Raw genomic sequence first — 17,220 nt, forward strand, 5'->3', positions numbered from 1 at the left:
AACTTTCCCGCGCCATCATCGTTCCTATGCTTGACCCGCAGAATGCCCAAGGAAAGGAAAAGCAATGAGCGTCGTTGAAGCCGTAGCCGAGCCGGAAAGCGCCATCCGCACCATTCACACCGATCTGCCCGTCAACGCCACCTTCCATGTCTGGCTGAAAGCGAAGAAAGATGCCGAGCCGGGTGCCGTCTCCTTTTCCAATCAGAATGGAAAATTCGCTGAGGTTTCAAGCGTCAACACGGAAGAGTTCGGTTTTCGAATCTATCAGGTTTTCGGCGGCGGCCATGTGGAGCTGAGTTACGACACGGTCACGACCGCCGTTTCCGTCATCTACTGGTTCACGGCGTCGGATGTGCTGGAAACCGGCATCACCGTCGTCCATACCAAGCCGGACAATGCCGCACCGGAGCTTCCCGGCAGCTATCACTTCCGCCCGCCTTTCGGATGGATGAACGACCCGAACGGTTTCGGTCGCTTCGAGGGGCGGCCGCATCTGTTTTATCAGCATTATTCGCACGGGCTGCGCTGGAACACCATGCATTGGGGCCATGCCGTCTCGTCGGATTATCTGCGCTGGCGGCACTTGCCGATCTTCCTTTTCCCTTCCGAGGACCTGACAACCCGGCCAGACAAGCGCGGCGGCGCCTATTCCGGCTCCACCATTCCGCTGGTGGAAGGGACGGGCATCCGCGTCTTCTTCACCGAGCAGGTGCAGGACCGCATTCCCGAACAGCAGATACAGCTCACAGCCACCTCCTCCGATCTCATCATGGCCGGGCAGGCCGAAGTCATTCTTGGCACTCGTCCGGACGGACAGGGGCTGACGCCGGATTTCCGTGACCCCTATGTTTTCCGCGGCCCTGATGGTCTTTGGAAAATGGTGCTCGGCAGCCAGAGCGATGGCGGCGGCGTCATCCTGCTTTACGAGACGCTGGACCCCACCGCCGCATCGGGCTGGACCTATGTGGGCAAGCTGTGGGTGGAAACGCGTTATAAAACCACAGCCATCGAATGCCCCTGCCTGCTGCCGCTCGATGGTCCTGCCAATGCCCGTTCCACCCGCTGGGTGCTGATCTATGGGCTGATGCATTCGGAAGACCCGGAAACCGGCCGCAAGAACCTCACCATGGCCGATGTCGGCTGGTTCGACGGCAAGGTCTTCACCAAGGAATCCGGGCAGGAACTGGATTTCGGCACCGACAATTACGCCTTCCAGGCCTTTCTGGATGGCGACAGCATCATCGGCATGGGCTGGCTGGCCAATTGGGCGGATGCCAATCCGGAGATCGATTTTCCCACCTCCATGACGCTGCCGCGCCGGATTCACTATGCAAACGGCGAGCTTCTGACCCCGCCCATCGGTGCGGCGGAAAGCCTTCGCAGCCATATTCTCGACCGCACGCGGCTGGCCGCCGGCGAACGCATTACCTTCATCAACGGGGCGGTGGAAATATTGTTCGAGCTTGCCTCACCCGGCGCGCCCTTCGAACTGGAGCTCGATCATCCGGCGGTGAGGCTGGGCGTCGTTTCCGATGAAACGGGCCTGTGGATCCGCCACGAGGACGGGCGCGACGGCCCCTCGCCGCATTATATCGCCAAAGGAGCGAGGGCATCCCGCATCCGCATCTTTCTCGATTACGGCTCCATCGAAGTCTTCGCCAATCGCGGCCGATATGTGGGCACCAAGCGCCTCGAGGGTTTCGAACCGGTACGCTCGGCGCTGCTGAAGGCTGCCCCCGGTGCGGTGGTGCATGCCACCAGCTGGGCGCTGAAACCGTGAGGAACCTTTTGACGGATTGGGCGGTTGATAGACCGAAACCGCCCATTCCACGGATAAGGAGAAACGGCATGACCAAAATCCGCGACACCAGCGATCCGATCCTGTTTCCGACCGAAGCCAATGAAAACAAGGCCGAGAAAAAACGTGCCGGCAAGGGCATCGTCGTCATCATCGGCGCGATCGCGATCATGGCCTTCGTCGTCTATCTGGCGGCGATCACCATCGCCACCACTCAGTCCTGACGGCGGCGGAGGAGCCGCCGTTCGCCCCGCAACCCGCTGGCGGTCATGATCGCCAGCAGCGATACGACTACACCCAGCCCATAGAGATAAACCATCGGCATCGTCACATCCGCCCGCTCGATCTGCCCCACCAGATCGGTCGCAGCGGCGACGGTGCCGCTGGCGCCCGCACCGGCGGCGGCGCCCAGCGTCGCGACAGTCGGCAGCAGCGCGCCCGTCATCTTGCGTTCCTCTTCCGGCGCGGCCTCCATGGCGGCCTGGCTGATGCCGGCCCACGACATGCCGAAGGCAGAGCCTATCAGAATTTGCCCGACGAGCATTTCTCCCCAGTTGCCGGTCGCGAGCCCGAGCCCCAGCAGCGCGCAGCCCGGCACCATCTGGTAAGGGCCGTAATGCAGGCAAATCTCCCGAAGGCAGGCAGAACGCAGACTGCCGATCAGCATCGCCACGAAGCTCCAGGCAAGCGGCATCGTCACAACGATGAAACCGGCAAAGGTCGGTTCATGCTGCCAGAGATTGATGGCGACATAAGCGAGATAGACGCTGCCCAGCGCATGGGCGTAGGACATCAGGAACAGCACCCAGAAACCGCTGCCGAGCACCGTCTTCAGCCGAAAGGAATCCTTCGGGAAAAGACCGATTGAAGGCCGGATGCCCGCACGCAGCGAGGCCCACAGCAGCGCCGCCCCCACCAGCAGGGAAAGGGCGCGCAGGCTCGCATCCTCGAAGGCGGAAGGCGCGGAAAACGCCAGGGCGCCTACAAGGCACAGAAACAGCGGCACCAGCGGTTTGCGCGTCGCCGCCACCGGCCGCTCGGCGGACACGGCAATGGCGGTATAGGCCAGAAGCAGCAGGATCAGCGGTGCCGACAGCAGGAAAGTGGCGCGCCAGGAGATGTGTTCAGTGGCGAAACCGCCGGTCAGCGGGCCGATGAAGGAGGCGACCGCCCAGATCGCCGCCTCGATGGCGAAGACCTTCGGTAGCAGGCCGGAACGGAAACCGGCGGGAATGAGGCTGTAGCACACGGCGACGATCAGCCCGTCCGCCAGTCCCTGCAGGGCACGTCCGACGACCACCCACAAAAAGTCACCGGCGATTGCCGAGAGGACAGAACCGAAAGAAAAAATCAGGCAGCAGAGAAGCAAAACGACGCGTGCGCCAAAACGCTCGCGAAACAGGACGGCGGTGACGCCGCCCGCGACGGAGCCGACGAAATAGAGACTATAGGCCCAGCTATAAAAGGCAGCGCCGCCGATTTCGTTGACGGCCACGGGCAAGGCCGTCACCACCGCGAACTGATTGAAAGCGTGCAGGCCGATACCGGAGGAAATGACGGTCAGAAGCGAGAGATTCGCCCCGCTCAGCAATTCGCTCCAACCGTTTTTTTCCGTCATTTCCATACTCGACAAAGCCGTATCCTTTCCATTTTTTCGGTACGGCGGGCAAACTAGAACCTCAAGCGCCATTGAGGTCAAGACGGCTTTTTCACGCGATCCGGCCTGACGGAATTCAGTGACGGAATTCAACGGCGGCAGGAACCCTTCGCGCCTCCGGGCCGTTTGTGGAATGAACGGACAGAAAGGATACCGTCATGGACCGCGAGAAAATCCTGCCCCGCAACGAAGACGCCATGAATGAGGACCTGCTCGATCTCGATATCGACGCCCTTCCCGCCAAGGGAGAAATTCCGCAATCCATAGAACAGGAAATCGAGGAAGAAGAAGCAGAGAGCGAGGACGATCCCTATCAGGAAAGCGACGAGGCCCTGCCCGACGATGCCGAGGAACGGGTGATCGACCGCAACCCCTCGCGGGAGGGCGGGGCCTTCGACGAGGTTTAGGGAAGATTCAGGGCGCGACGGGACGAAAGGCGCGTGAGCATATGGCGCAGATGATCCTGGCCGCCGAAAAAAACCGCGAGAATATGCACGGTCTTTTCACCCTCATCGACATCGAAATAAAAGACAGCCTGATTTTTCGTTACCCGGCGAAGGCCGGGCAATATTTCAGGCAATAATGTCCCTTGAAAAGGCGCTTTGTGAAGCGCTTCCATATCCGCTTCAATTGACCCCACGCGTCGCGCAGCGCCCGCAAAAGCCCCCGGCAAGGCGTCGCCAAGGTCGAGATAGGACTGGATGAGATGATCGAGAATGAGGCCGAGGTCCTGATCCGTCTGTGTCGAGCGCAGGACCTTAAAGGCCATAACCGGCCTTCTTGGCTGCGATCATCGCTGCCGTTCTTTGCTTGCCCTCTTCCACGGAGACGAAGTCGCCCTGCCGTCGCTCGACCAGCAAATCACGAAGCGCGGCAAGTTCGGCGTCCTTCAGTTCCGTTTCCTGCCGAAGCAGTTCCAGCCCTCGCTGGACGACGGCACTGAGGCTGGCATAACGCCCTTCCTCCACCAGCCTGCGGGCGAAGCTATCCTGTTGATCGGAGATGGAAACTGACGCCTTGACGGACACTGTGGCACTCCCTCGACAGGAAAGATGATGCTACTCAGTAGCACATGTTTCCTGCTCATTCCAGCAACGAGACGCTTCAGCCCGCCCGTTCCGGCGAATAACCGGCTTCGCGGATCGCCGCTTCCGCGGTTGCGGCATCGCCCATAACCGTCAGTCTGTGGGCATCGAGGTCGATGCTGACGGAGGCGCCGGGAAGCGCTTCCGTGAGAGCGCCGCGCAGCGTCTTTTCGCAATGGCCGCAGGTCATGTCCGGAATGAGGAAAGTGGTTGCACTCATGGTTTTCTCCTTATCGCCGGGCGCGATGTTGTCGCACCGGCCGTCATTAAAGGTCAGTGGGTTCGCGCGTGCCTGGCGTCAGTCTTATCCGCGCCCGCGAGATCGTCGAGAATGGGACAATCGGGCCGGTGGTCGCCGCCACAGCAATGGGCGAGATGGGAAAGCGTCTTCACCATGCTTTTCATCTCGGCGATCTTCTGTTCGAGATCGGCGATATGGACGAGCGCGATTTCCTTGACCGCCGAACTTTCGCGGGTCTTGTCCTGCCAGAGTTTCAGCAGCGTCTCGGTTTCTTCCAGCGAAAAACCGAGCGTGCGCGCCCGCTTGATGAAGCGCAGATTGTGCACGTCCTGCTCGCCATAAACCCGGTAATTATTGCCGGTGCGGGCGGCCGGCGTGATGAGGCCGATCTGCTCGTAATAACGGATCATCTTGGCGGAAACGCCCGATGCTTCCGATGCCTGGCCGATATTCATGACGTCACCTCCCGATGGGCCACCTTCGCCCGTTTCAACCGCAGCGCATTGGCGAGAACGAAGACGCTGGAGAGCGCCATGGCGCCCGCGCCGATCATCGGCGATAGCGTGATGCCGAAGGCCGGATAAAGCACGCCCGCCGCAACCGGTATCAGCGCCACATTATAACCGAAAGCCCAGAACAGGTTTTCCTTGATGTTGCGGATGGTCGCACGGCTCATCTCGATGGCGTTGACTGCGCCGAGAATATCGCCGCCGACCAGCACCACATCGGCGCTTTCAATGGCGACATCCGTGCCGGTGCCGACGGCGATGCCGATATCGGCCTCGGCCAGCGCCGGCGCATCGTTGATGCCGTCACCCACGAAGGCCAGCACCTTGCCGCCTGCGCGCATCTCGTGGATCGCCTTCACCTTGCCCTCGGGCAGCACTTCGGCCACCACGCGGGAAATGCCGACCTGCCGGGCTATTGCATTCGCCGTACGTTCATTGTCGCCCGTCACCATGGCCACTTCGATGCCCATCTCCTGCAACGCCCTGATGGCAGTCACACTCGAGGGTTTCAGCGGATCGGCAACCGCAATCGCGGCCGCCAGCCTGCCGTCGATGGCGGCATAAAGCGGCGTCTTGCCCTCGTCACCCAGCCTTGCGGCGGCCTCAGCGAAGACATCCACGGAATGGCCGAGTTTCGCCATGAACCGATCCGCGCCGACTTCGACCCTGCGGCCATTGACGGTGGCGGCGATGCCATAACCCGTGACGCTTTCGAAGTTTTCGACGGTCATGGGTTCGAGTCCCTCCGGGGTCGCCACATTCTTTTCTTCCGCAGCCCGGACGATGGCTTCGGCAATCGGATGTTCCGAGCGGCCCTCGACGGCGGCGACGAGCGCCAGCACCTCGTCATCGGCAAACCCTTCCGCAACCACCAGATCGGTCAGTTCCGGGCGACCCTTGGTGACAGTGCCGGTCTTGTCGACCACGACGATCTCAGCCGAGCGCAGCTCCTGCAGCGCCTGTCCCTTGCGGAACAGCACACCCAGCTCCGCCGCCCGGCCGGTGCCAACCATGATGGATGTCGGCGTGGCGAGACCCATGGCGCAGGGGCAGGCAATGATGAGCACCGCGACCGCATTGACCAGCGCGGAAGTATAGGCAGGTTCGGGACCGAAGATCGCCCAGACGATGAACGTCAGCACCGCAATCGCAATGACAACGGGCACGAACAGCGCGGTAACGCGGTCGACCATTAGCTGGATCGGCAGCTTTGACCCTTGCGCCTCCTCCACCATGCGGATGATCTGCGACAGCATGGTATCCGCGCCCACCTTGGTTGCCTTGAACTTGAAGGCGCCGGTCTTGTTGATGGTGCCGCCGACGACCGTTGCGCCGACCGTCTTTTCCACCGGCACCGGTTCGCCGGAGATCATGGATTCATCGACATAGGAGGAGCCTTCGACGACTTCGCCATCCACCGCCAGCCTTTCGCCGGGGCGGATGACGACGATATCGCCGGCCACGAGGTCTTCGGGGGAAATATCGATGGTAGCGCCGTCGCGCTCCACCCGGGCGGTCTTCGCCTGCAGGCTCATCAGCTTGCGGATGGCGTCTCCCGTGCGGCCGCTGGCACGGGCTTCTAGAAGCCGTCCGGTCAGGATCAGCGTGGCGATGACGGTTGCCGCTTCATAATAGACGAACTGCGCCTCTTCCGGCAGCAGGTCGGGCGCGAAGGTGACGACGACCGAATAGAGATAGGCCGCCGTCACACCCAGCGCCACCAGCGAGTTCATTTCCGGCGCGCCGCGCAGCAGAGCCGGGAAACCGGTCTTCAGGAAACGCAGGCCCGGTCCGAAAATCACCGCCGTCGCCAGCGCGAAATAGATGTAATAGAGGTTCTGCGTGTCGATGATGCCCATCAGCCAGTGATGCATCGGCTCATAAAGATGGCCGCCCATTTCCAGCACGAAAAGCGGTGCGGTCAGGATCGCGGCAATCGTCAGGTCGCGTTTCAGCGCGCCCTCTTCGCCGGCATGCTGCATATGGTCGTGGCCGCCGGCCTCGCCCGCCGCCATCTGGCCGTGGCCCTGATGATGTCCGTGGTGCTGGCCGTGACCGTTGTGGGCGGAATGGTCGTGCGGCGCCGGCGTCTTCAGCACGAACCCGGCAAGCTTTGCCGTTTCCACAAGCGCATCCCGTTCACGCCGGCCGCCAATCGTTTCCACGGAGGCCTTGCCGGAGGCCGCATCGACCTTGACGGCGACTGTGGTGGCGACCGCTTCCAGAACGGCCTTCAGCCGCTCGGCCCCAGCCTCGCCCCGCAAGCCTTCCACCGCAAATTCGTGACGTTCCGGCGCGATATCGTAACCGACCTTCTTGATGGCGGCGCCAAGCGTTCTGGCAGAAAAACCTTCGGCCGGCTCGACGGTGAGCTTCTTCGTGGCGAAGTTCACGGAACTCGACATGACACCCGGCACCTTGGCCGCGGCCGTTTCCACCCGGCGCACGCAGGAAGCGCAGGTCATGCCTTCCACGGGAATGGAAACCGGTTCATGTCGATGGGCGTGTTTGACTGTCTCGTTCATGGGAAATCCCCTTTCGAGACCCTATGTAGAGATTCCCATGATGGGAAGGTCAAGGGAAGCGGAAACTTTTTGTTGAACACACAATCGTGAGTGCAGCGGGCTTCTTGTTGCCGCCCGCTGACGGACACCTAATAACCACGCTATCTCGGTCCATAACGTTCACATTTCCATGCGCCAAGATATCACCCTCATTCCTGTGCTTGTCACAGGAATCCAGTCGACGCGCGTCGGCGCGACGGGAAGAGTCCTTTCAGCCCAAGGACTTGGGCTGGCTGGATCCTGTGACAAGCACAGGGATGAGGGAAGGAGCACGTCACAAAAACTATGCTTTTATGAGATGCGTGCAGCTACCGATGCACGGCCAGCCGGGGAATATCGCGCAGGAAGGCATCGCGCACGGCGGGGCCGAGCGGCTCGTCGGACGGTTTGTCGGAAACGCGCAGTCTCGCGAAGACGATGTGCTGGCCTTCGCGCTCTGCCCAGCCGACGAACCAGCCGAAGGGGCGGTTGCGGTCGGGATTGCCCTTTTCGTCGCGCATGTAGCCCGTGCCGGTCTTACCGTGCACCGCCCAACTTTCCGGCGCATCGAAGACCGGCACGATTGCCCTGGTCTTGGCCTGCGCATCGCGCGAGACGGGCAGATTGCCGGCCAGAAGGCGGCGGAGGAAGCCGACCTGTTCCACCGGCGAGACCGTCAGCGACGATCCGAGCCAGGAATGGGTCAGGCCGTTATTCTTGCCCGGCTCGCCGGAAACATCGGCATTGCCGTAACCGAGTCGCTTCACATAAGCGGCGAATTTTTCCGGGCCGAGGCGGCGGGTGATTTCACGCGAATACCACAGCACGGAATCCTGCTCCCATATCGAGGGATCGACCGTCTTGCGGTCGGAGGCGCGCGCCTCCGTGCCGGGTTTCCAGTCCCAGGCGGGCGTCTTTTCATCCTGAAGAATGCCGGCGTCGTAACCGATCAGCGCAAGCGGCACCTTGAAGGTGGAGGCCGGCGCCACGCGCTGATCGCAGGCGCCCTGCTGGTTGATGATGGCGCCGGTCTCGATGGAGGTGACCAGCGTGCATTCGAAGGCCTGGGGCTGTTGCTGGGCGTCAGCGGAAAACGGCAGGAGCCCCGGAAGGGCGAGGCATGAAAGAACGATGGCGGGCAGCCGATAGCGCATGCGTTTTGATGTCCCTCGTCCGCTTTTGCGGATCATTTGCCGGAATGGCCGGAAGCTGTCTTTGATTTCAGACAAGTCGTACCCCGAAACCGCGACACGCTTTCGGGCGACACTGCCTTAAGGGAACGATGGGGCAGGAATAGGACCAAAACGAAAATTGACGTTTTCCGTCACATCCGTTCCTTTTCGCCTGCCCTCTCACCCACTGTCAGGGGCCAGTCGACCACATAATCCTCGAAGTCGTCAACATCCACATCGGCCTCGCTGACGGTGCGGCCGCGGGCGGAAATGCCGGCCTGATGCACCGTTTCCGTATCGCCGGAAACGAGATAGTGCCACCAGTAGAGATCCTTGCCGTCGCGCACCAGCGCATAGGCGCATGTGGGCGGCAGCCAGCCGATCTCATGCACCTTCTTCAGGTCCAGCTGAATACAGTCCGGCACGGTGGCGCGGCGATTTTCGTAATCGGAGCATCGACAGCTCTCGCCGTCGAGCAGCACACAGCGAACCGAGGTGAACACCACTTCGCCGGTGTCCCAGTCCTCCAGCTTGTTCAGACAGCACAGGCCGCAGCCGTCGCACAGGCTTTCCCATTCCTCACCCGTCATCTCCGTGAGTGATTTGGTTTTCCAGAACGGCGCGTCATTCATCGTTAACATTTCCGTTTCATTTTGATCTCTTGGACGGGAGTGTTTAACCGGTCCCTAATCCTTTATATCGTATCGCCAAGGGCTGGTTTGTACGATATTTTAGCATATTGGCAGGCGGCAGAGGGGTCATTGGCCCGCGAAAGGCCGCCGCGTCAAGCACTTCCGACATAACCATGCCACGGTTTTGCGTCGGGAATGGGTTGAAGCGTAGAATATCACGCAGACATATCGATGGCAGCGTTGCGTTGAACAGGAAAACATCGCCAGGTGCAGGAAGAAAAAGACGATAAAAAAGGCCGTAAAAAACGGCACATCCTGCTCCGGATCGATAGCTTCATCGACTCCGGCCTGTGGACGGCTGCCGCAAGGCTGGTGGATTTCTGGGAAGACGTCACCATCGCCTCGCGCAAGCTGCATGTGCGTGGCTGGAAGAAGCTTCTCGTCAACCTCACCTGCGACGCGCTGACCTTCGGAACGGCGGGGTCCGTCGTGCTTCTGGCGCTCGCCATGCCGGCCTTCGAGGAAACCAAGAAGGACTGGCGTTATCGCGGCGATTTCGCCGTCACCTTCCTTGATCGTTACGGCAACACCATCGGCCATCGCGGCATCATTCATGAGGATTCCGTTCCGATCGACCAGATGCCGGATCATTTCATCAAGGCGGTGCTGGCGACCGAGGACCGGCGTTTCTTCGACCACTTCGGCATTGATTTCATCGGCCTTGCCCGCGCCATGAGCGAAAACGCCCGCGCCGGCGGCGTGGTGCAGGGCGGCTCGACGCTGACGCAGCAGCTCGCCAAGAACCTGTTCCTCACCAATGAGCGCTCGCTGGAGCGCAAGATCAAGGAAGCCTTCCTCGCGCTGTGGCTCGAGACCAACATGTCGAAGAAGGAAATCCTCAGCCTTTATCTCGACCGCGCCTATATGGGCGGCGGCACCTTCGGGGCGGCGGCGGCGGCGCAATTTTATTTCGGCAAGAACCTGACCGATGTGACATTGGCCGAATCCGCCATTCTGGCCGGCCTGTTCAAGGCGCCGGCCAAATATGCGCCGCATGTCAACCTGCCGGCCGCGCGTGCGCGCGCCAACACCGTGCTTTCCAACCTGGTGCAGAGCGGGTTGATGACCGAGGGTCAGGTCATCGGCGCGCGGCGCAACCCGGCCACCGTCATCGACCGCGCCGATGTGAAGGCGCCGGATTATTTCCTCGACTGGGCTTTCGACGAAGTGCAGCGGCTGGCCGCCGAGGGCAAGTTCAAGGACCACACCGTGGTCGTGCGCACCACCATCGATACCGGCCTGCAGCAGGCGGCCGAACAGGCGATGGAAATGGGCCTGCGCGAATTCGGCGAAGGTTACCGCGTCAAGCAGGGCGCGATGGTGATGATCGAGAACGGCGGCGGCGTGCGCGCCATGGTCGGCGGACGCGACTATGGCGAAAGCCAGTTCAACCGCGCCACGGCGGCGCTGCGCCAGCCGGGCTCCTCCTTCAAGGTCTATACCTACTCGGCCGCCATGGAAAAGGGCATGAAGCCGGAGACGCTGATCTCGGATGCGCCGGTGACCTGGCGCGGCTGGTCGCCGCAGAATTATGGCCGCTCCTATGCCGGCAAGGTGACGCTGCAGATGGCGCTCGCCAAATCCTACAACACCGTGCCCGTGCGTCTTGCCAAGGACGTGCTCGGCACGCAGGTCATCGTCGATACCGCCAAGGCCATGGGTGTCGCCACGCCGCTGCGCAGCGACAAGACCATTCCGCTCGGCACATCGGAAGTGACGGTTCTCGACCAGGCCACCGCCTATGCCGTTTTCCCGGCCGGCGGCATGCAGTCGCGCCGCCACGGCATCGAGCAGGTGCTGGATTATGAGGGCAATGTTCTCTACGATTTCAGCCACAACGAAGCGCCCGCCAAACGGGTGCTTTCCGAAGACGCCAATTCGAAGATGAACCAGATGCTGGTGACCATCCCGGTCATGGGCACGGCCCGGCGCGGCGCGCTGGATAACGGCATCGTTTCCGGCGGCAAGACCGGCACCTCGCAGGCCTATCGCGATGCCTGGTATGTGGGTTTCACCGGCAATTACACCACGGCCGTCTGGTTCGGGAACGACGATTTCACGCCCATGAACAACATGACAGGCGGCGCGCTTCCGGCCATGGCCTTCAAGCGGCTGATGGACTACGCCCATCAGGGCATGGAACTGCGACCGATCCCCGGCATCCAGAACCCGCTGCCGACAGGCGCACGCCCGCAGCCTTCTGCGGAAGTGGCGGCCGCTGCCACCAGCACCCCCGCCTTGCCGGCGCTCACCCGCCCGCGCTCGCTCTCGGCCGAGACAACGCGTGTGATCCGCTCCATCGCCAAGAAGATGAAGGAGGCTTCGGCCTTGAGTGTGACGACGCAGAAGGTGGCGGATGCGTCGTTGCGCGAGGGCGCGGAGGATGCGGCGCGGCGGTGAGGTGTGGCGCATGCCTGATGATTCTGTCGGAGAGTGTGGCTCACCCCCCTCTGTCCTGCCGGACATCTCCCCCTCAAGGGGGGAGATCGATCTGCGGCGAAGTTTCGCCCATCTCAAGGTTAGAGAATGAAGTGGCGGTAGGGCCACCAGCCGCTCTCCCCCCTTGAGGGGGAGATGCCCGGCAGGGCAGAGGGGGGGTAAGCCGCTCACTCCGTCGCCACCGTTTCTCCAAATCCGCAACTTATCGCAACAACACCGCCCTCGCCGTCTCCACCACATGCGACGTCAACACCCCCAGCCGCTCCGCCGCAAGCCGGTTGACCTGCCAGTAAAGCGGAATATCGAGCGGCGTGCCGGGAACGACCTCCACCAGCCTGCCCGTCTTGAGGTGATCCCCCACAAGCTGCACCGGGTTGAGCCCCCAGCCCATGCCGGAAAGGCTCGCCTTCACGAAACCGTCGGTCGAGGGCAGCCAATGGGTGGGATAGGCGATATCCTCGCCCAGCACCTTCCTGACCCAGCTCGCCTGCAGCCTGTCCTTCTGATTGAACGTCAGCCCCGGCGCGCGGGCAAGGGCGGCGGGTGTGACACCCCCGGCGAAATGGCGGGCCATGAAATCCGGGCTGGCGGTCGCATGATAGCGCAGCACGCCGAGGGCCAGGACCCGGCAGCCCTGCACGGGCTTGGCATGGGCGGTGACGGCGGCAAGCACCCTGCCGCCGCGCAGCCATTCCACCGTGTGGTCCTGATCGTCCACCGCAATATTGACGAGATAATCGCTGCCGCCGGTGAATTTCGAAACCGCATCCAGAAACCATGTGCCGAGACTGTCGGCGTTTGTGGCGATGTTGAGCGTCACGCGCTCCTGCGCTGCGCCCGCTTCCGCCAGCGCCGGAAGCTGTCGGAACAATTCGCTTTCCAGCATGCCGACATGATCCATGTGACGGCAGAGCCATTCGCCCTTTTCCGTCGCCACGCAGGGGTTGCCGCGCACGATCAGCACCACGCCCAGCCGCTCCTCCAGTTGCTTGATGCGCTGGGAGACGGCCGACGGCGTGACGCACAGCACCTGCGCGGCCTTTTCGAAACTGCCGGTCTGGGCCACGAGCGCCACGGCCCGCATGGAGGGATAGTCGAGCATTACGGCACCTCATGCAGGGTTTGGAGGTGGCGGGAGGGCCTTGGAAGCCATAGGTGACGGTCTCTCCCTCCCTCATTCCTGTGCTTGTCACAGGAATCCAGTCGACGTACGTCTGTGCGGCGGAAGAGCCTTTTCAGCCCAAGGACTTGGGCTGGCTGGATTCCTGTGACAAGCACAGGAATGAGGGTGGAGAGATGGCAACGTTGTGGAAAACCGAGAGGTTGAAGAGAGAAGTGCGCCATTAGCTCAGCTTATCTGGATTGAGTTTATTTAACTGGATTAAACTATCAGGCGGAAATATCCAAGCACTCGGTCCGGAAGCAACGCCTTCGGCCATTCCACAATGGACAGAGGCAGGGGCCGCGACGCGCATGGACATCCAGATCTTCTTCACCGGCCTGACGATGGGCCTCAGCCTCATCGTTGCCATCGGCGCGCAGAACGCCTTCGTTCTGAAGCAGGGTCTGGCGCGCTCGCATGTGTTTGCCGTCTGCGCCACCTGCGCCATTGCCGATGCGCTGTTGATTACCGTCGGGGTTTTCGGTTTTCAGCGGATCAGCGCCATCATGCCGGCGCTCGATCCCATCATGCGTTATGCGGGGGCTGCCTTCCTCATCTGGTATGGGGCGAAAAGCCTGCATTCGGCGCTGCGCTCCTCCGAGGCGCTTTCGGTAGCGGAGCGGCAGGAGGCGAGCCTGTGGCAGACGCTGGCCATCTGCCTTGCGCTGACCTTTCTCAATCCGCATGTCTATCTCGATACCGTCGTGCTGCTCGGCACCATTTCCACGCAGTTTCCGGGCTTCGAAAAAACCTTCGCGGCGGGCGCGGCCACCGGCTCGCTGGTGTTCTTCTTTTCACTGGGTTACGGCGCGCGCTGGCTGCGGCCGATCTTCGAAAAACCCTCCGCCTGGCGCATTCTCGAAGGCGTCATCGCCGTCACCATGTGGGCCATCGCCTTCAAGCTCGTCATGGGCGCCTAAAGCGGCGGCGTATCCTCCTCTCCGATATCCCAATAGAGCCCGGCCATAAGGGTAAGCGCCTCGCGGGCGATCTCCTTCGGCAAATGTTCGTTCGGCGCATGCTGCGAGCAGCCGGGATAGGAATGCGGCACCCAGATGGTGCGCAGTTTGAGGATATCGGCAAAGATATCGTTGGGCAGCGAACCGCCGAGATTGGGCAGAAGCGCCGGTTTTCTGCCCGTTGTGCGGGCAATGGAGCGCAGCGTGAAATCCACCCATGGATCCTGCGGATCGAGCCGGGTGGCGCGGAAAATCTCGTCGCCGGCAGGCGAGATTTCCACCATGGCGAAACCCTGCCGGTCGAGGTGACGCCGCACGGCGGGCAGAACCGCTTGCGGATCGATACCGACGACGAAGCGCAATTGCAGCCGCGCCCATGCCCGTGGCGGAATGGCGTTGACGGGCGCACGCGGATTGCCGGTCTCGAAAGCCAGCACTTCCAGCGCACACCAGCCGAAAACCCGCTCGGCGGTGGAAAGGCCAGGCTCGCCCCAGTCCGGATCGATCTTCGGGCCGTCCGGCCCGCCATCGATTTCGCAATCGGCAAGGGCCTCACGCACCGCTTTCGGCAATTCCTCCGGCACCAGTTCCGGCACGCGGATCTGGCCGGCCGGGCCGACAAGGCTTGCGACGGCATGGGCCAGCTGTACGCCGGGATTGGAAAGCGCCCCGCCCCAATTGCCGGAATGATGGCCGCCCTCACGGGCCTCGATCACCAGATCGAAGGTGATGCCGCCGCGCGCGCCGAGAAAAACCGTCGGCCGTTCCGCATTCAGGCGCGGGCCGTCGGAGGCGATCAGAAGATCGGCTTTCAGCCGCTCGCCATGGTTCCGGCAAATCTCCCTCAGGCCGGGGGAGCCCCTCTCCTCGCCCATCTCGATCAGATATTTGGCGTTGAAACCAAGCCTGCCGCGTGTCTCGAGCACGGCCTTCAACGCCGCCATATTGACCGAATGCTGCCCCTTGTTGTCGGCGGTGCCGCGCCCATACCACCTGCCATTGCGCTCGGACATCACAAAGGGCGAAAGCCCCTCGGCCCAGCCCTCGTCCTGACCGCGCACCACATCCCCGTGGCCGTATCCCAGCACGGTCGGCAGCGTGTCGCCTTCGAAACGCTCGGCGATCAGAAACGGCAAATCCGCTGTCGGGTCACGCAGGATGGTGCAGGAGAAACCCATGGCGGCGAAAGCGGGCAGCATTTCCTGTTCCAGATAAAGCGTCAGCTCCTCGCCCTGCTCCTCATTCTGGCTTTCGGTCCGTCGTAAAACGCGTCGCGTCAAATCCCGCTCGAAGCTGCCATCGTCGAAACAGGCGGCGGCACGGTCGATTGCGGATTGTCGCGACATGATGGAATATCCCCGGTTGTGATTATTTTCACGGAGAGTAAACAAGCCGCGCCATTTTCCAAACAGGGAATCAGTGATAGTCCTCGACCTGTTCATAAACGGGAAAACAGCGTGTTCCGAGTTCCATTCCTTGTCGGCATCGCCCTTCTGATCGCCTTTGGCGGCGGCATTGCCGCGACGCTGGCAGCCCTTGAGGCGACATCGGGCTTTGGATCGATCCGCATCGGCTCCTGGGATGCCTTTCCCGAAGCGCAGACGATCGAGGCCGACCCTTACGCCAAATCGCACCGCGCCGACGCCGGCAAGCTGCTTTACGGAACCGCGGAAGGGCTGGCTTTTACCGCCTCCGTCGACAGCGATGGGCAACGTCTGAGCGGCGAATGCCGCTACCGGCTGGCGGGCGCCGTGCCGCCCGCACGTTTCTGGACGATCTACACCGCCGATCAGCAGGGCAATGTGCTGGCGGAGGATGCGGGGCGGCCCTTCGCGCTGAATTCCCGCACGCTTTTGCGCAGCGCCGATGGCGGCATCGACATTACCATCGCCGCTGACGCCCAGACCTATAACTGGCTGTCGGTGCCGCAGGGCCAGACTTTCAGGCTGGTCATGACCCTTCTCGACACGCCCGTCGCGGGCAGTTCCGGCCTGATCGACATCTCCATGCCGCAAATCCGCAAGTTGGGGTGTGGCAATGCTTAGGGTCCTGCTCGCCATCCTCACCGGTCTCGTCGGCGCAGCCGTGCTGCATGTCATCATTCTTCTGGCGATACCGCATTTCAGCAATCGCGACGCCTATACGCGCGCGGTGGCGGAAGGAAAGCCGCATCAGTTTCATCTGCTCGAAGAGACGACGGAGAAAAAGACGCTTGGCAGCGGCGATCCCTTCATGCGGGTCGCGGTCTGCACCTTCGATATCGAGGACAAGCCGGTCAGGCTCACCGCCATCGGGGCCGTGCCCTTCTGGTCGGTCGCGGTTTACGACAAGGCCTCGAATGAGGTGTTCAGCATGAATGACCGCACGTCCGCCGGCGGGGTGATGGATATTCTGGTGGCGGATGCGGTGCAGATCGCCGCCATCCGCAAGGCGCAGCCACCTGCGCTTTCGCAGGCCATTCTGGCGGAATCGGATCAGACGGAAGGATATGTGGTGTTGCGGACCATGGTGCCGCAGCCGAGTTTCGGCGAAGAGGCGGAACGGTTTCTGAACGAGGCGAAATGCCAGCCGACGGCGTGGAAATAACGTCGGTTATTCTCTTTAGTCAGGATTTGAGGGCGGTTTCCGCTGCGGATTTGCCCTTGCGCGCGACTTTGCCGGTCGGCTCGGTATCGCGTTTTTCATAGCGCACGCCGGTAAACAGCACGACCTTCGCCGGGCCGATCACCGTTGCCACCGCGCCGGCGGGGCGCAGGCTTCGTCGGGCGTCGCCGATTGGAATAATCTCTGCCATGCTCATCTCCTCTTCGGGACATGATTGTCAATGTTGCCCATGGGAACCGCGCAAGCCTCGTCTTGCGTCGGGAATTTCATCACCATCACATTGCGCATAGGCCAGTCCACAGACTGGTTTTCGCACGATCCAAAAATCCAAAGCGATTCTTATAAGGGGATCGTGCGCA

Annotated in this window: 18 protein-coding genes; 7 read left to right on the forward strand and 11 right to left on the reverse strand. The window is 61.9% G+C overall.

Features of this window, described 5'->3' with window-relative positions:
• Nucleotides 1–64: 64 nt before the first annotated feature.
• Nucleotides 65–1,780 carry a glycoside hydrolase family 32 protein gene (locus ACQZ40_RS12405; RefSeq protein WP_220318840.1) on the forward strand — a complete coding sequence of 572 codons (1,716 nt, stop codon included), beginning with the start codon at nucleotides 65–67 and terminating at the stop codon, nucleotides 1,778–1,780.
• Nucleotides 1,781–1,848: 68 nt separating this feature from the next.
• Nucleotides 1,849–2,022 (forward strand): hypothetical protein, encoded by a 174-nt coding sequence (locus tag ACQZ40_RS12410; protein WP_078051557.1) that lies wholly within the window; start codon nucleotides 1,849–1,851, stop codon nucleotides 2,020–2,022.
• Here ACQZ40_RS12410 and ACQZ40_RS12415 read toward each other — a convergent pair.
• A complete protein-coding gene (locus ACQZ40_RS12415; RefSeq protein ID WP_208616042.1) occupies nucleotides 2,013–3,422 on the reverse strand; it encodes an MFS transporter in 1,410 nt (469 codons plus the stop codon). The two genes, ACQZ40_RS12410 and ACQZ40_RS12415, sit on opposite strands and share 10 nt — an antisense overlap.
• Before the next feature lie 191 nt (nucleotides 3,423–3,613).
• On the opposite strand from ACQZ40_RS12415, the gene ACQZ40_RS12420 reads away from it, so the two are divergent.
• Nucleotides 3,614–3,862 carry a hypothetical protein gene (locus ACQZ40_RS12420; RefSeq protein ID WP_065654201.1) on the forward strand — a complete coding sequence of 83 codons (249 nt, stop codon included), beginning with the start codon at nucleotides 3,614–3,616 and terminating at the stop codon, nucleotides 3,860–3,862.
• On the opposite strand, the gene ACQZ40_RS12425 is transcribed toward ACQZ40_RS12420, so the two are convergent.
• From ACQZ40_RS12425 to ACQZ40_RS12455, 7 genes are all read right to left on the reverse strand, one after another.
• Nucleotides 3,859–4,224 (reverse strand): KluB, encoded by a 366-nt coding sequence (locus ACQZ40_RS12425; RefSeq protein ID WP_065654202.1) that lies wholly within the window; start codon nucleotides 4,222–4,224, stop codon nucleotides 3,859–3,861. The two genes, ACQZ40_RS12420 and ACQZ40_RS12425, sit on opposite strands and share 4 nt — an antisense overlap.
• Entirely contained in the window at nucleotides 4,214–4,483 is a 270-nt protein-coding gene (locus ACQZ40_RS12430) for a ribbon-helix-helix domain-containing protein (protein ID WP_065654203.1), read from the reverse strand. Before ACQZ40_RS12430 ends, ACQZ40_RS12425 begins: the two co-directional genes overlap by 11 nt.
• A gap of 76 nt (nucleotides 4,484–4,559) precedes the next feature.
• Complete coding sequence (locus tag ACQZ40_RS12435; RefSeq protein ID WP_065654204.1) at nucleotides 4,560–4,760, reverse strand: heavy-metal-associated domain-containing protein; 201 nt, start codon at nucleotides 4,758–4,760, stop codon at nucleotides 4,560–4,562.
• A gap of 53 nt (nucleotides 4,761–4,813) precedes the next feature.
• Nucleotides 4,814–5,236, reverse strand: a complete 423-nt coding sequence (cueR, locus tag ACQZ40_RS12440) for a Cu(I)-responsive transcriptional regulator (protein WP_080856110.1) — start codon at nucleotides 5,234–5,236, stop codon at nucleotides 4,814–4,816.
• Nucleotides 5,233–7,815 (reverse strand): heavy metal translocating P-type ATPase, encoded by a 2,583-nt coding sequence (locus ACQZ40_RS12445; protein WP_448748047.1) that lies wholly within the window; start codon nucleotides 7,813–7,815, stop codon nucleotides 5,233–5,235. Before ACQZ40_RS12445 ends, cueR begins: the two co-directional genes overlap by 4 nt.
• 347 nt (nucleotides 7,816–8,162) lie before the next feature.
• Nucleotides 8,163–8,987, reverse strand: coding sequence for a class D beta-lactamase (blaOXA, locus tag ACQZ40_RS12450; protein ID WP_065654207.1), 825 nt, complete (start codon nucleotides 8,985–8,987; stop codon nucleotides 8,163–8,165).
• Nucleotides 8,988–9,157: 170 nt separating this feature from the next.
• On the reverse strand, nucleotides 9,158–9,637 hold the full coding sequence (locus ACQZ40_RS12455) for a YcgN family cysteine cluster protein (RefSeq protein ID WP_065654208.1): 480 nt from the start codon (nucleotides 9,635–9,637) through the stop codon (nucleotides 9,158–9,160).
• Nucleotides 9,638–9,904: 267 nt separating this feature from the next.
• Between ACQZ40_RS12455 and ACQZ40_RS12460 the strand changes: the two genes are divergently transcribed.
• On the forward strand, nucleotides 9,905–12,097 hold the full coding sequence (locus tag ACQZ40_RS12460) for a transglycosylase domain-containing protein (protein WP_433823837.1): 2,193 nt from the start codon (nucleotides 9,905–9,907) through the stop codon (nucleotides 12,095–12,097).
• 241 nt (nucleotides 12,098–12,338) lie between these two features.
• On the opposite strand, the gene ACQZ40_RS12465 is transcribed toward ACQZ40_RS12460, so the two are convergent.
• Nucleotides 12,339–13,238, reverse strand: coding sequence for a LysR family transcriptional regulator ArgP (locus ACQZ40_RS12465; protein WP_448748048.1), 900 nt, complete (start codon nucleotides 13,236–13,238; stop codon nucleotides 12,339–12,341).
• Nucleotides 13,239–13,609: 371 nt separating this feature from the next.
• Here ACQZ40_RS12465 and ACQZ40_RS12470 point away from each other — a divergent pair, with 371 nt between their 5' ends.
• Nucleotides 13,610–14,218 carry a LysE/ArgO family amino acid transporter gene (locus ACQZ40_RS12470; RefSeq protein WP_059753851.1) on the forward strand — a complete coding sequence of 203 codons (609 nt, stop codon included), beginning with the start codon at nucleotides 13,610–13,612 and terminating at the stop codon, nucleotides 14,216–14,218.
• On the opposite strand, the gene ACQZ40_RS12475 is transcribed toward ACQZ40_RS12470, so the two are convergent.
• Nucleotides 14,215–15,603: a M20 family metallopeptidase gene (locus ACQZ40_RS12475; protein ID WP_448748049.1), complete on the reverse strand. Its 1,389-nt coding sequence runs from the start codon at nucleotides 15,601–15,603 to the stop codon at nucleotides 14,215–14,217. The genes ACQZ40_RS12470 and ACQZ40_RS12475 overlap by 4 nt on opposite strands.
• 111 nt (nucleotides 15,604–15,714) lie before the next feature.
• Between ACQZ40_RS12475 and ACQZ40_RS12480 the strand changes: the two genes are divergently transcribed.
• The gene (locus ACQZ40_RS12480; RefSeq protein WP_003522305.1) at nucleotides 15,715–16,302 is read left to right on the forward strand and encodes a DUF1214 domain-containing protein; all 588 of its coding nucleotides are present in this window, start codon (nucleotides 15,715–15,717) and stop codon (nucleotides 16,300–16,302) included.
• The gene (locus ACQZ40_RS12485; protein ID WP_035261158.1) at nucleotides 16,295–16,843 is read left to right on the forward strand and encodes a DUF1254 domain-containing protein; all 549 of its coding nucleotides are present in this window, start codon (nucleotides 16,295–16,297) and stop codon (nucleotides 16,841–16,843) included. The genes ACQZ40_RS12480 and ACQZ40_RS12485 overlap by 8 nt, the downstream gene beginning before the upstream one ends.
• 19 nt (nucleotides 16,844–16,862) lie before the next feature.
• Here ACQZ40_RS12485 and ACQZ40_RS12490 read toward each other — a convergent pair whose 3' ends face one another.
• Complete coding sequence (locus ACQZ40_RS12490) at nucleotides 16,863–17,051, reverse strand: hypothetical protein (protein WP_035261156.1); 189 nt, start codon at nucleotides 17,049–17,051, stop codon at nucleotides 16,863–16,865.
• Nucleotides 17,052–17,220 lie beyond the last annotated feature (169 nt).

This window comes from Agrobacterium sp. 16-172Ci (genome assembly GCF_053522725.1).